Origin of the sequence: Catenulispora pinisilvae, from assembly GCF_015356865.1 — a bacterium.
GTDB classification, from domain to species: Bacteria; Actinomycetota; Actinomycetes; order Streptomycetales; family Catenulisporaceae; genus Catenulispora; species Catenulispora pinisilvae.
The window spans coordinates 1-12,136 of the sequence record NZ_JAAFZA010000284.1 but is presented as its reverse complement, the minus strand read 5'-3'; the positions used below and the strand labels follow the sequence as shown (position 1 = coordinate 12,136).

The window sequence follows — 12,136 nt, the reverse complement described above, 5'->3', positions numbered from 1 at the left end:
CAGCCGGTGACCAAAACCCCACCCCCACCCCGAAAGACCAACGCGGCGGTGCCCGGTCAGTGCTCTGACCAGGCGTACGCACACAGAGCTCAGAGTTCAGAGCTCTGCTCGCACAGGGCAGCACTTGTCGCAGCGGCCCGGATGCCACCAGCCCTAGGGCGCCCGGAACCGCCGCGCCCCCCTCACCCCATCGCCGGCAAACCGGCGACCGACAGCAACGTCTCCTGGAACACGTCGAGGATCGCGGCGACCTTCTCCTGGTCCACGTCCGGCCGGCTGCACCGCACCGCCACGTTGATCCGGTCGATCCCGCTCACAATGAAGTAGAACCCCGGTCCCCAGGCCCGCTGCGGGGTCGCGAACTCCACCGTGCGCGCCACCTGCTCCACCGCCGGGGCGAAGCCGGGCGGGGCGAGGATCACGTTGGTGCTGAAGCCCTTGTCGACCGGCGGGTCGGCCTTCTCGAAGTACTCCTCGCGGATGTTCACCACGTAGTCGGGGTCGCAGATGGAGTTCTTGAAGGCGTTCAGTGCCTTGCCGTGGACCTTGGCGGCCAGCCCGGCGAAGGATTGGGTGCCGTCGAACTCGAACAGCATCGGGGCCCACTGGGTCAGCGAGGTCACCACGCCGGCCATGCTCGGGTCGAAGCGGTTGGCGGAGATGGCGGTCAGCAGGATTGCGGGCCGGCTGAGGACCGTGCGTACCGCGTGGTAGTACGCCGCCAGGACCACCGTCGCCATGCTGACGTCGAGCTTCTCCGCCCCGGCGTGGGCCGCCTCCAGCGGGATGCCGGTCTGCATCGTGACGCCGATCAGCTCCTCGTTGGGGGTGCCGGCCTCCCGCGAGGCCAGGCGCGGCGCGGCCTCCAGCGTCCGCTTCCAGTACCGCTCCGCCGCGCGCAGCCGGAACGCGCCCGCGCCCTGCTGGTCCAGCGCCATCGCGATCGGCTGCCCGGCCGGCGGCGGCAGGGTTTGGCCGGCCAGCAGCGAGTGGAAGTCGTCCTGCATGATCAGCGCGCCGGCGCCGTCGGAGGCCATGTGGTGCACCACGTACAGGACCTTCGTCGGCGTCCCGTCCTCGGTGAACACCCACGCCCGCCACGGGATCCCGTGGTAGATGTCCAGCACGGACTGATGCTTGCTCAGCAGTAACGCCGGCAGCTCGGAAACGTCGGCCACCCCGCGCTCGACCCGCGCCATCACCTCCTCGGCGTCCTGAGCACCGAGGAACTGCCGCGGCGAGCCGTCGGCCTCGAACACGTAGTTCGTCCGCAGCGACTCGTGCCGCTCGGCCAGCGCGCCCAGCGCCGTCCACACGTCCTCGACCGTGCACGGCGTCTTGATGTCCCACACCAGCGGTTGCAGGTTCGCCTCCCACAACCGCGCGTCCGGCATCCGCTCCACGTCGCGGTGCACCGACAGCTGGCCTATCGTCATCGGGTATGTCGTCACGTCCATGACCGACTCAACTCCTTCGTCTCCTCGTCCCAGCGGACCGATTCAGCCGGACCGATTCAGCCGGACCCACTCAGCGGGCTGATTCAGACCCCGGTCGGGCAATCGGGGTCGAACGCGGCGGCCAGCAGGATCTCCTCCATCGTCCGCAGGATCGCCACCTGCTCGCTCGGCGACAAAGCCTGCGTGTCCGAGCGCAGCGTCACGTTCACGGTGTCCGGGCTCCCGTTGACGTCCAGGTACGCCTTGACGTCCGGCGTGTTCGACCGGATCCCCCACGTGAGGCGCGACGACGGCAGCGCGTCCCAGAGCTGCTCGGCGTCCGCCACCGCCTCCGGCTCGGCCACCGGCTGCGCCAGCGTCTTGCGCCGGTCGTTGAAATACAGCATCAGATCCAGTTCCTCGCCGCGTTCCTTCTCCACCCGCTTACGCATCTCGGCCATCTTGCGCGGGTCGTAGTACGCGTTCTTGCCGGTGGCGATCTGCGCGTGCCAGGCCCGCCCCACCGCCTCGTCGAACGTGCAGTCCCGCACGTCGAATACGCACAGCCCGGGCTGCGCCAGCACGCTCACCGACGGCGCGAAGTCCGGCCGGAACCGGTTGCTCACCACCATCCGGATCGCGCTCGGCCCGGCGTGGGTGACGCGCTCCAGCGCGACCGCGTACGCGGTGAGCAGCACCGGCCCGCTGTGCAGGCCGGTACGGGCACTGATCGCCCCGACCGCCAGAAACGCCGCCCGCGAGTCGTACGTGCAGTCCCACCAGCGCGGATCGCACCCCGGATACGGCCCGTTGAACCGCCGTGCCGGAACCTCCCTGAGCCACTTCTCCCAATACCGCAGCGACGCCTCGCACTGCCGCGCCGCCGACGCCCCGCGCTGCTTACGGGCCAGCTCCATCGGCTGTATCCCGCCGCGCGCTGCCAACTCCGCCCCGGTCCGGCGGTCCAGGTTCACCAGGTCCCCGACCAGCGCGTCGAAGCCGTAGGCGTCGATCACCATGTGCGGATACATCGCCACGAAGTGGTCCGGCACGCCGTCCTTGCGGATCACGGCCATCCGCACCGGCCAGTCCTGGGCGATGTCGAAGGGTTCGAACTCGTAGCGTTCGCGCGTGGCCTCGGCCACCGCGGCCGGATCCTCGCCGTCCTCGATGTCGATGACCTCAAGCCCTACCTCGCCGGATTCGGCCAGCATCTGGCGCGGCTGCCCGTCCGGCTCGGTCCGGATCCGGGTCCGCAGCGACTCGTGCCGGGCCATGATGAACGCCAGCAGGCGCTTGAGGTGCTCCAGCGACGTCCCCTCCTCCAGCCGCATCGCACCACCGATCATGAACACCGAGCCGAAGCCGTTCATCATCCGCCAGACGGTCCACTGCCCCCAGGTCAGCTCCTCGCTGCCGGCGCCCTCGCCGTGGAACGGCACCATGATCGTGTGCTGCATCGCCTCACCGCCCGTGCGTCGCGGCGAACCAGTCGATGGTCGCCGTCAGCCCCTTGTCCAGGTCCACGACCGGCGCCCAGTCCAGCGCCGAGCCGGCCAGCGTGATGTCCGGACGCCGCAGGTCGGGGTCATCGCCCGGACGCGGCACGAACACCGTCGGCGCCGTCGATCCGCACAGCTCCCGCACCCGCCCGGCCAGCTCCAGGATCGTCAGCTCGGCCGGGTTCCCGATGTTGATCGGCCCCGGATGCCCGGCGCGCGCCGCGGCCAGGATGCCCGCGACCGTGTCGTCCACGTAGCACAGCGATCTGGTCTGCTGCCCGTCCCCGGCGACCGTGATCTGCCGGCCGGCCAGCGCCTGGCTGACGAACGTCGGCACGGCCCGGCCGTCCAGCGGCCGCATGCGCGGGCCGTAGGTGTTGAACAGCCGCACGATGGTCGTGTCGAAGCCCAGATGTGCGCGGTGCGTCGCGGTCAGCGCCTCGGCGAACCGCTTCGCCTCGTCGTACTGGCTGCGCGGCCCGATCGGGTTGACGTTGCCCCAGTACGACTCGACCTGCGGGTGCACCAGCGGGTCGCCGTAGACCTCGGAGGTCGAGGCCAGCAGGAAGCGCGCGTCCTTGCGCCCGGCCAGCTCCAGCGCGTGCAGCGTGCCGTGCGCGCCGGCTTTCAACGTGGCCAACGGGTGGCGCGCGTAGTCGTGCGGCGAGGCCGGGGAGGCGAGGTGGAAGACGACGTCCACGGGACCCGCCACATCGAAGGGTTCTGTGACGTCGCGCTCCAGCAGTTCGAACCCTGGATCCTCGGCGAGGTGCGCGACGTTGTCCGCGGAACCGGTGAGGAAGTTGTCCACGCACACCACCCGCACCCCGGTGTCGCGGAGCCGGTCGCACAGGTGGGACCCGACGAATCCGGCCCCTCCGGTCACCACCGCCCGGTGGATCTCGCGCTCCCGCATGGTCACCGGCCTCACGACTCGCGCAGCGAGCGGCCGGTCTTGGTCAGGAACACGTCGTCCAGCGTCGGCCGGTGCACCTCGACCGTGGACGTGATGATCCCGGCGTCGTCCAGGGCCCGCATCACGCGCGGCACCGCGGTCCCGCCGTCCTCGACCGCCAGCCGCAGCATGCCGCCGTCCCGGACCTCGACCTCGGTCAGGTAGTCCTGGCCGGTCAGTACCTCCCCGGCCTTCTCGGCGAACTCCTCGCCGACCCCGACGGTGACGATGTCCCCTGATATCTCGCGCTTGAGCGTGTCCGGCGTGCCCTCGGCCACGATGACGCCGCCGTCGATGATCGCCACCCGGTCGCACAGCACGTCGGCCTCTTCCAGGTAGTGCGTGGTGAGGAAGACGGTCATGCCCTCCGAGCGCAGCCGGCGCACCTCGTCCCACATGTGCGCGCGGCTCTGCGGGTCCAGTCCGGTGGTCGGCTCGTCCAGGAAGACCACCTTGGGCCGGTGGATGATGCCCATCGCGATGTCGACGCGGCGCCGCTGGCCGCCGGAGTAGGTCTTGCAGGCCCGGTCGGCGTACTCGGTGAGTTCGAACGCTGCCAACGCCGCGATCGCCCGGCGCTGCGCCTCGGCCTTGCCGATGCCGTGCATCCGGGCCTGCAGGACGAGCTCCTCGCGCGCCGTGGCGTCGTCGGTCGTGGCGCCGCCCTGCGCGATGTAGCCGATCGCCGCGCGGACCCCGGCCTGCTGGGAGCGCAGGTTCGCCCCGGCGATGGTCGCCTCGCCGGCGTCCGGCGGGATCAGCGTGGCCAGCATCCGCAGCGTGGTGGTCTTCCCGGCGCCGTTCGGGCCGAGGAACCCGAAGATCTCGCCCTCGGCGACGTCCAGGTCGACCCCGGCGACCGCGTCCACCTTGGTGGTCTTGCGGCGCGAGCGGGTCTCGTAGCTCTTGGCCAGACCCTTGACTTCGATGATGCCCATCGTCTTGCCCCCTTACCGGACCGACTTGGCGAACTTGCGGCCGGACCAGACGACGGTGAGGACCGCGAGCCCGCCGAGCATGGCGAAGGCCTTCCAGATCGACGGGTCGCCGGGGTGGCCGGTGAACAGCGCGCGCATCCCGGTCACGGCCCAGTTGAACGGGTTGCCGTTGGCCGTGTCGCGCAGCCACAGCGGGGCCAGCGCGATCGGCAGCAGCGTGCCGGACAGCAGCATCAGCGGCTGCGCCACGTTGTTGATCAGCTGGCCCAGCACCGCCGGGTTCTTGATCTTCAGCGCCACGCCGTAGGAGAACGACGCGCTGGTCAAGGTGATCAGGGCCAGGATGCCGTAGCCGATCAGCAGGGCCGGGATGCTGACGGTCAGCCCGAACAGCAGCGAGAGCACGATGATGATGGCCGCCTGGACCACCAGCACCACCACGTCGCGCAGGGCCCGGCCGAGCAGCAGCGCGATCCGGCTCACCGGAGTCACCCGGGCCCGCTCGACGATGCCCGAGGCCAGCTCGCGCAGCAGGTCGAAGCCCGCGTACAGACCGCCGGCCAGGGCCAGGGCGACCAACATGCCGGGGACGTAGATGCGGTAGGCCTGGGCCTGGGAGTGCGCGCCCATGGTGGCCAGGGCCGGCTTGAGCAGCGGGGCGAACAGCAGCAGGAAGACCACCGGCTGGGAGACGCCGAGCACCACCCACAACGGCGAGCGCAGCATCAGCTTGACGTTGCGGTGGAAGATCAGCCACGTATCATGCAGGACCTTCAAGGGGTTCCCTCTCTTTCTCGCCCGGGGGCGGATCCGCCAGAAGCGCCAGCCGCCCGGCGGCGGCGATGGCGCCCCCGGCGACGGCGAACGAAGCGCGGACGCGGGCCGCCGCCTTGCGGATGGCTTTGTCTTCGAGCACTGATTGGATCGACTCGCGCAGCACTTCCGGCCGGGTTCTGGCGAAGCTGACCCGCACGCCCGCTCCGGCGGCCGCGACCTGCGCGGCGTTGATCGGCTGGTCGCCCTTGATCGGCGCGAGGACCAACGGGACGCCGTGCGCCAGCGATTCGCAGACCGTGTTCAGACCGCCGTGCGACACGACCGCGTCCAGCTTGGGCATCAGCTCCAACACCGGGACCCGGGCGCGGACCAGGACGTGGTCCGGCGGGTCGGGGATCGTTTCCGGCGGTGCGGTCACGACCGCCTGGATCCCGAGCGGCCGTACGGCTTCCACCGCTCGTTCGTAGAAGCCGTGGGACGTCTCGGCGGCCAGTGTCCCCATCGAGATCAGGACGTGTTTCCGGTCGGGGTCGAGCCAGTCCGTCGGGAAGTCGCGGTCGGCCGGACGCTCGGCGAGCGACGGCCCGACCAGCACCGCGTTGTCCGGCCACGCCAGCGGACCGGTCAGCGCGGTGCCGGTGAACGCTATGAGCAGGTGCGGTGAGAAGCGCAGATCGTGCGGCGGCTCGCCGGGCAGGTTCGCGTGCGCCCAAAGGCCTGCCAGCTGACCGTGGATCCAGGCCTCCACCTTCGGCAGGGCACTGCGATACGGCCGGGTCAGCTCCATCGTCGTCGGCGCCATCGACGCCCACGTCAGGCCGTACCGATGCGCGATGAGCGCACCGGCGACGGCATGCTGGTCCACGGCGAGCACGTCCGGCTGAAACGCCTGGACCGCCTTGTCCACGCCCTTCAGCGAGACCTTGCAGTGCGGGACGATGTACTCCTCCCACCGGGTCTTCGCCGCCGCCATCCCGCGATCGGCCTGACGCCGGTGCGGACGCAGCGGGATCTGCTGGATCACCGCCTCCGGGCCGACCAGGGGCCTGAGATAGGACTCCGAGCCGGCCCAGGCCACTTCGTGGCCTTGTGCGGTCAGCGTTTTCGCCACCGCCGCCATCGGGTTCACGTGCCCGGTGAGCGGCAGGCTGACGAACAGGAACCGGCTCATGTGCCGTCGGCCTCGGCGCTGTGTGCGGTGCTCTGCGCGGCGGCTTCGGCGGCAGTCCGTGCGGCTTGGGCAGCCGCCGCGGCCACGAACGCGGCGACGTCGCCGAGCGTGAGGGCGATGATCTGGTCGACTTCGAGCCCTGCGACGTGGGCGGCCAGGTCCACACCGGGGCCGAAACGCTTCTGTAGCACCCGGCTGAACGCGGCCAGCTCGATGCTCTCCAACTCCAGATCGCCGTCCAGCGTCGTGGCGGGGGAGACGGTCGCGCTCCAGCCGTCCTCCTCGTCGAGCACCACGCGCAGCAGCGCCACGATTCCCTGGTACATCTTCGGCGGCTTGACCGCGCGGATCGCGCCGTACGTCATCACGCCGGTGTCAAAGCCCTTCTTCATCAACGGCCCGGCATAGAAGAACCCGAGCACGTCGGCGCCGCGCTCGCGCGCCAACTCGACCATCGTGGCCCGGCCGTGCTCCGGCTTCTTGATCAGCGCGAACTCCGGATCCCAGGAGTTGGCCACGGCCCGGCTCCAGTCCACCGAGGCGACGTCGGTGAACCCGGCGGCGCGCGCCAGGCGCTCGTGCTCGGGCAGCGAGGAGAAGCTGGGCATCACCTGGTGCTTGAGGATCTGGTCGACCAGCTCTTGTTCGGACTCTGACAGCGCGCCGTCGCGGACCGACCAGGTGGCGATCGCCAGCCGGCCGCCGGGCCGCAGCAGGCGCATCGCCTCGGCGAAGAACGCCTCGCGGTCCTCGATGTGCATCAGGCTCTCGACCGCCCACAGCACGTCGAAGGACTCGTCGGGGAAGCCGGTCGCCAACGCGTCGAGCCGGTGGAACTCGGCCCGCTCGGCGAGCCCGACCTCCCAGGCCTTCTCGGTGGCGCGGACCGCCTGCTGTGCGCTCAGCGTGACGCCGACCACCGAGCAGCCCAGCGTCCCGGCCAGATACAGCGCCGGGCCGCCGATGCCGCAGCCGACGTCCAGGACCCGCGCCCGCTCCGGGACGCCGGCGTAGGCGACGAGTTCGTGGACCAGGCGGTCGGTCGCTCTGTGCCGGTCGGCACCCTCGGCGTCCGGGCGCTCGCCCTCGTCCCAGAAACCGTGGTGGACGTGTTCGCCCCACAGTTCTTCGTAAAGATCGAGCGTGGTGTCGTAATACCGCTCGACCGCCGGGTTCATGTCAGCTTTCACCGGTGCTCCATTGAATGCGGGCGGAAAAGACGAGTCGGACGACCGGCGATGACGTTAGCGGGGTGCTCTCCGGATGGTCAACGCTGAAATTTTTCACTACGCAAGCGCTTTAGTGCAGAGTTCTGACCTGCGAATTTTACTCGAACATGACGGACTACTTGACGCTGGAGTCCGCTTGCGCCAAAGCTTGCGATCGTCGCCGAACGGCTGCGGCGGGTCCGTGCCGCACCCTTACGGGTACTTGGCGTTTCTCACTTTTCAGGTAGGTCCTTTTCGCGTGGGCGGAGGTGTGGGTAATGGCTGCTGGAATCGACATTCCCACGGACCCGGAATGGGTTGACGAGGTGTTGTTGGCGGGGCCGGACAATCAGGTGTGCCTGGTTCTCGGCGAGCCGGTCGACCGGGCTTCGCTGCGCCGCATGGTCGCGGCGCGGCAAGAGGCCCTGACCGCTGCCGGCCTGCGCGCCGGCGGCTCGCTGGCGCTGTGCCTGCCGCCGTCGCTGGCCTTCATCACGAACCTGTTGGCCACCTGGCGGATCGGCGCCCGCGCCGCACTGCTGGACCACCGGCTGACCGCGTTCGAGGTGGAGCAGGCGATCGCGCGGCTGGCACCGCAGTACGTGGTGCGGGCCGAGCACACCAGCGGCGGCGCGCTGCGCGCGTTCCACGAGGTGCGGGAGATGGTCGTCGCCAACCCCGACGGTCAGCCCTCTGAGACGTCGCACGCGCTGGTCCAGCTGAGCTCGGGCTCGACCGGGCCGTCGAAGGCGATCGGCCGCACCGCCTCGGACCTCATCGCCGAGATCGACCGGTACACGGCGATCGGCGAGGGCGTCCCGAGCGGCGGCGAGCGGATCGTGTCGCTGGCCTCGATGGTGCACGTGCTCGGTCTCGTCGGCGGGCTGCTGTACGGCCTGCACGCCGGGGCCCAGCTGGTGCTGCCGGGCCGGATGACCGCCGAGGCCATCTTGGCCGCGGTCGCCGCCGGACCGGAACCGACCACGCTGTTGGGCGTCCCGTTCCACATCGAGCTGCTGGCCGCGGTCGCCGAACCGCCGCGGCTCCCGCAGCTGACCGGGATGACGACCGGCGGCGAGCTGGTCCGGGCCCAGGTGCACGACGCGTTCGTCGACCGGTACGGAATCCGGCTCGGGAACATGTACGGGATGACAGAGCTCGGAGTCATCGCCACCGACCTGTTCGGCGCCCACCGCCCCGCGATCCTGCCGGCCCCCGGCATCGAGATGCGCGCCGACGACGGCGAACTGCACATCGCGATGGAGAACTCCCCGTACGTGGGCCTGGTGGACCCCACGCGCTGGTCCGACGGCTGGCTGCACACCAAGGACGCCGGCTCGGTCGAACCCGGCACCGGCCTGGTCCGGGTGCGCGGCCGCCGCGACTCGCAGGTCTCCATCGGCGGCCTCAAGGTCGACCTGTCAGAGGTCGAACACACCCTGGCCGGCCTGCCCGGCGTCGAGGGCGCGGTGGTGGTGTACGGCAAGGCGATCGAGGCGTACGTGGTCCTCACCCCGGCCGCGTCGCTGGACGACGTGCAAGCCGGACTGACCGAGCGGGTGGCGCCCTACAAGCGGCCGCGGGCGTGGCACGTCGTGGAACGGCTGCCGCGGACCGCCACCGGCAAGCTCGTGCGCGACCAGAGCGTGCTCTCCGGCGCGCGCTGAGCATCTTCAATCGGAAGGAATCGAGAAGCCCATGACGTCGCACGACGAGATCAAGGCGTTCGCCCTCCAGGCACTGGCGGAGATGAACTACGACACCGCCGACTTCGACGGCGAGACCCAGCTCGGCCCGGCCGGCGCCGACCTGGAATCGCTGGCCCTGGCCGAGCTGGGCGTCCGCGTCGAGGAGCGCTTCGCCGTCCGCTTCAGCGACGACGAATTGGACGAGCTGGCGGCGCTGACCATCGACGAGTTCTGCGCCGCGGTCGCCACCCGGCTCGCCGCTCCCGCTGCGTCGGCCTGAGCTGTGGGAAACCGCGAAGCCCGCGAAGTCGGCGAAGCCCGTGAGGTCGGCGGAGTTGGCGAGGCCCCCGAGGCCCGCGACGAGGTGCTGGCGATGCTGGCGACCTACGGCGAACGCCGGCCCGAGGAAGTCCCCGAATCGGTGGACTCCCTGGAACTGGCCTGGCTGATCCACCAGATCGAACAACGCTACGGCCGCCCGTTCGACGCCGACGACGAGGCGCTGGCGCGGATGACGACGGTCGGCGCGGTGGTGGACGTGCTCGGGGAGCTGGGTTTCGGAGGCGCGGGGTGAGCGGGGATGGGATCGCGGGCCAGGCTCCGTCCACCTCTCGCGCGCGGCGTGGGGCGACCGAGGTCGTGATCCGCGGCATGTCGGTGTTCAGCGCGTTCGGCCCGGGCGTCGACGCACTGGCCGAGGCGGCATTCGCCGGCGAAACCGGCTTCGCACCGGTCGAGCGCTTCGATGTGGCCGGCCGGCGCGCGAAGGCGGCGGCCGTCGCCCCCGGTTCGCCCGAGCTTGCGCGTGAGCTGATTCGGGCTATCGACGAAGCCTGCGACGAAGCCGCGCTCAGCCGCCAGGACCGCGCCGAGCGCCAACTGTTCCTCGCCATCCACGGCGATCCCACCCTCGGCGCCGACGCGTTCGCGGCGGGAATCGCGGCGGCGTGCGGCTTCGGCGGCGCTCGCGCCTACACCTCCGCGTGCGTCGCGGCCAGCACCGCGGTCGCCGACGCCGCGGCACTCATCGCCCACGGACGTGCCGAGCGCGTCGTCATCGCGGCGGGCTACCTCGTCGACGCCGACCAGTACGCACTGTTCGACGCTGGACGTGCCCTGGCCCCGGACGGCCGAGTCCGGCCGTTCAGCGCCGGCCGCGGCGGCCTCCTACTCGGCGACGCGGTAGGCGCGATCGTCCTGGAGGCGGCCACCGACGCCGAGCCCCTGGCACGACTTGCCGGATGGGGACGCAGCGGCGACGCATACCACGTCTGCAAGCCCCGCCCCGACGGTCTCGGCCTGGCCCGCGCCATCGCCGACGCACTCCATCGCGGCACCGTCCAGCCCACCGACGTCGGCTACATCAACGCCCACGGCTCCGGCACCAAGCAGAGCGACGCGGCCGAGGCCGCAGGGCTGCGCGCCGCACTCGGCGACGCGGCAGCGAAGATCCCGGTGAGCTCGACCAAGTCGATCCACGGCCAGGCCCTCGAAGCCGGCGCGCTCCTGGAACTCATCCTCACGGTCGCGGCATTGCGCGCCGGACGCCTGCCCCTCAACGCGGGCTACCTCGGCCCGGACGACGACTGCGCACTGGCCCTGGTCCTCGAACCGGCCGCGGCGGATCTCGGCTACGCGCTGACGCTCAACGTCGCATTCGGCGGCGCGAACACGGCACTGCTGGTAGGCGCGCCATGAGCCAGACCACTGAGACGAATGCCGGCGGGCTTGAGCAGAAGGCCACACCGCAGAACCTCCCGAGCGACATGACCGCCGCACCCGGCCGCGCCATCACCGCAGCCGTGCCGCAGCAGGTCGACAGGAGCGCCGCCGCCGAGCCGCAGGCCACACACGCGAGCGCCCCGCCCGATCCGCAGCTCACTCATATGCCCGCGGTTGGTGACCCAGCACCGGCCATCACCGCCGCCACCCCGCTCCAAGCCGCCGCCCTCGGCCTCAGCATCGTCGCCGAAGCCCGCTGGCCCGAATCAGCCCACGACCACACCCCGCCCAACCTCCCCGGCTTCATTCTCTCCAGCTTCAGTCCCATCGCCGCCGAGACCGCCGCCCGCTGCCTCAGCCGCCGCCCCGAAGCCGCTCGGCCTTCCGCGACGGCCGTCGTGATCGCCACCGCCCGAGGCGACCGTCAGAGCGCTGCCCACGTCGCCCAAACCGTTGCCGCCAGCGGAATCCTCGGCCCGCTCCTCTTCTTCCAATCCGTCCCGAACGCGGTAGCCGGCCACATCGCCGCGCGCTGGAACCTCACCGGTCCCGTCGTCTGCCTCGCCGATCCCGTATCAGCGCTGGAAACCGCGGCGCTCCTGATCGAGGACGGCGACGCCGACCAAGCGATCCTCCTCCACATAGAGCAGGGCGATCGCGACCAGGCCCACGCGGTTCTCCTCCAACCGGTCGACGCCCGACCGGTCGACGCCGCCCAACCACCCCCAGGAGCCCACCC

The 12,136-nt window shown here is 70.8% G+C and carries 12 protein-coding genes; 5 read left to right on the top strand and 7 right to left on the bottom strand.

Annotation, left to right across the window (positions count from 1 at the left end; all coding sequences use genetic code 11):
* Positions 1-182: 182 nt before the first annotated feature.
* The 7 genes from IZR01_RS43035 to IZR01_RS43005 all read right to left on the bottom strand — a co-directional run bounded on the left by IZR01_RS43035 (position 183) and on the right by IZR01_RS43005 (position 7,969).
* The gene (locus IZR01_RS43035; RefSeq protein WP_194895749.1) at positions 183-1,457 is read right to left on the bottom strand and encodes a condensation domain-containing protein; all 1,275 of its coding nucleotides are present in this window, start codon (positions 1,455-1,457) and stop codon (positions 183-185) included.
* 83 nt (positions 1,458-1,540) lie between these two features.
* Positions 1,541-2,896 (bottom strand): condensation domain-containing protein, encoded by a 1,356-nt coding sequence (locus IZR01_RS43030; RefSeq protein WP_194927191.1) that lies wholly within the window; start codon positions 2,894-2,896, stop codon positions 1,541-1,543.
* 4 nt (positions 2,897-2,900) lie between these two features.
* On the bottom strand, positions 2,901-3,854 hold the full coding sequence (locus IZR01_RS43025; protein ID WP_194927193.1) for an NAD-dependent epimerase/dehydratase family protein: 954 nt from the start codon (positions 3,852-3,854) through the stop codon (positions 2,901-2,903).
* Between the two features lie 11 nt (positions 3,855-3,865).
* Positions 3,866-4,825 (bottom strand): ATP-binding cassette domain-containing protein, encoded by a 960-nt coding sequence (locus IZR01_RS43020; protein ID WP_194895766.1) that lies wholly within the window; start codon positions 4,823-4,825, stop codon positions 3,866-3,868.
* An 18-nt stretch (positions 4,826-4,843) separates the two neighbouring features.
* Entirely contained in the window at positions 4,844-5,608 is a 765-nt protein-coding gene (locus IZR01_RS43015) for an ABC transporter permease (RefSeq protein WP_194895751.1), read from the bottom strand.
* A complete protein-coding gene (locus IZR01_RS43010) occupies positions 5,592-6,779 on the bottom strand; it encodes a glycosyltransferase (protein WP_194895752.1) in 1,188 nt (395 codons plus the stop codon). The genes IZR01_RS43015 and IZR01_RS43010 overlap by 17 nt, the downstream gene beginning before the upstream one ends.
* Entirely contained in the window at positions 6,776-7,969 is a 1,194-nt protein-coding gene (locus tag IZR01_RS43005; protein WP_194927190.1) for a methyltransferase domain-containing protein, read from the bottom strand. Before IZR01_RS43005 ends, IZR01_RS43010 begins: the two co-directional genes overlap by 4 nt.
* A gap of 296 nt (positions 7,970-8,265) precedes the next feature.
* Between IZR01_RS43005 and IZR01_RS43000 the strand changes: the two genes are divergently transcribed.
* From IZR01_RS43000 to IZR01_RS51700, 5 genes are all read left to right on the top strand, one after another.
* Positions 8,266-9,654, top strand: coding sequence for a class I adenylate-forming enzyme family protein (locus IZR01_RS43000; protein ID WP_194927189.1), 1,389 nt, complete (start codon positions 8,266-8,268; stop codon positions 9,652-9,654).
* A 31-nt stretch (positions 9,655-9,685) separates the two neighbouring features.
* The gene (locus tag IZR01_RS42995) at positions 9,686-9,955 is read left to right on the top strand and encodes a phosphopantetheine-binding protein (RefSeq protein ID WP_194895755.1); all 270 of its coding nucleotides are present in this window, start codon (positions 9,686-9,688) and stop codon (positions 9,953-9,955) included.
* A 3-nt stretch (positions 9,956-9,958) separates the two neighbouring features.
* Positions 9,959-10,249 carry an acyl carrier protein gene (locus IZR01_RS42990; protein ID WP_228554959.1) on the top strand — a complete coding sequence of 97 codons (291 nt, stop codon included), beginning with the start codon at positions 9,959-9,961 and terminating at the stop codon, positions 10,247-10,249.
* Between the two features lie 77 nt (positions 10,250-10,326).
* The gene (locus IZR01_RS42985; protein ID WP_194927192.1) at positions 10,327-11,373 is read left to right on the top strand and encodes a beta-ketoacyl synthase N-terminal-like domain-containing protein; all 1,047 of its coding nucleotides are present in this window, start codon (positions 10,327-10,329) and stop codon (positions 11,371-11,373) included.
* 218 nt (positions 11,374-11,591) lie between these two features.
* Positions 11,592-12,136: beta-ketoacyl synthase N-terminal-like domain-containing protein (locus IZR01_RS51700; RefSeq protein ID WP_438939721.1), on the top strand; the 545-nt coding region annotated here is incomplete at its 3' end.